Here is a 1,272-nt window from a genome sequence, read left to right on the forward strand (position 1 = left end):
GATGTTTATAAGAGACAGGCGGGGGAGGATCAGCGGATCACCAGGACGGGGCCGGTGATGATCTCGCGGGCGTCGAAGCCGGCGTCGTGGATCATCTCGGTGGCCGTGGAGTTGAACGGGCGGGAGGAACTGTGGCGGGCGTCGGCCCAGAGCGACCAGTCGCCGTCCATGCCGTCGTAGTCGCCGGGGTTGTAGACCTCAGCGGTGGCGCCCAGCAGGCGGTCGACGTCGGCGGGGATGGTGTGGAGCTCGACGTCGGCGGTGGTGCCGTCGGGGTGGATCATCATGGCCTTGGTCATCGGAGTCCCTTTCGTCGGGGGTGCGGGGGTCCGGGTGACCCCTGCTGATGTGTATAACCATACACGCGCAAGATTGACGGCGCAACAGGGGCGTGGGATTCGTGGGTGGCCCCGGCGCGGCCGGGGCGGGCGGGCCGCGGGGCCCGCCCGCCCGTGGGGCTCAGTCGTCGAGGCCGAGCCGCTCGCGCAGAGCCTTGGTGGGGGGCAGGTAGGTCTCCCCGTCGTCGGCCAGGTCGCCGGTGATCAGCACCGGGCCGACGATGACGTCGTCCGGGGCGAGGATGGTCAGCTCGTGGACGATCCGGTGACCCTTGGAGTTGACCGGCAGGCCGGCGATCTTGCCCTCCTCGTTGAGCCAGATGGTGTGGTCGCCATCGTCGGAGGACAGGGCCTCCACGTAGCCGCCGACGTGCTGCTGGAAGTCCTCCAGGCCGTTGACCTGCTCCTCGGTGACGTCGCCGGTGGGGGTGATCAGGATTGCGTTGGCCATGATGGCTGTCCCTTCTATGGGGTGCGGGGATCCGGGTGATCCCTGCTGACGTGTCTAACCATACACATACGCGGGCGTATGTGCAACACCCTGCATCGCATCAGCCGCCGGCTGTGCCACGGATGCAGCCGGCCCCGCATCTCCGCGACACGTCCCCGGCGTGCCGCGAGCGCGGGGCCAGGGTGGGCCCCGCGCTCGCGGGCGGGGGGGGTCAGCCCAGGGCGGTACCGAGCTCGTGGTGGGCGACCTTGTCCAGGGCCGCGACCAGCTCGGGGTGCAGCTGGGTGATTCTCCACAATTCCATGTCTGACATGGAGTGATTCACACGCGCCCCGCCATGTGACAGCTATGTGACAGATCCTGCGAGCCCGCCCAGCGCTACCCGTAGCACGCCCCCTCGCCGCCACACGGTGGCTAGCCCCCTTCGTCCCGCCTGCCCTCTCCCGCCAGAGTCGCCAGCCGACGCGTTGGCAACTACCGCTC

The 1,272-nt window shown here is 69.1% G+C and carries 2 protein-coding genes; both read right to left on the bottom strand.

All coding sequences use genetic code 11. From position 1 onward, the window contains the following. Nucleotides 1-29: 29 nt before the first annotated feature. Nucleotides 30-299 carry a hypothetical protein gene (locus J1M40_RS12235; protein ID WP_206450840.1) on the bottom strand — a complete coding sequence of 90 codons (270 nt, stop codon included), beginning with the start codon at nt 297-299 and terminating at the stop codon, nt 30-32. A 160-nt stretch (nt 300-459) separates the two neighbouring features. Then, nucleotides 460-789, bottom strand: a complete 330-nt coding sequence (locus J1M40_RS12240; protein ID WP_031943816.1) for a DUF3846 domain-containing protein — start codon at nt 787-789, stop codon at nt 460-462. Between the last annotated feature and the right edge of the window lie 483 nt (nt 790-1,272).

It is taken from the genome of Micrococcus sp. KRD026 (assembly GCF_017168445.1).
In the GTDB taxonomy this organism is placed as follows: Bacteria; Actinomycetota; Actinomycetes; order Actinomycetales; family Micrococcaceae; genus Micrococcus; species Micrococcus luteus.

Bases quoted from the DNA above. Each gene is read 5' to 3' on its own strand.
- J1M40_RS12235 (WP_206450840.1), bottom strand. From the start codon at position 299: ATGACCAAGGCCATGATGATCCACCCCGACGGCACCACCGCCGACGTC.
- J1M40_RS12240 (WP_031943816.1), bottom strand. From the start codon at position 789: ATGGCCAACGCAATCCTGATCACCCCCACCGGCGACGTCACCGAGGAG.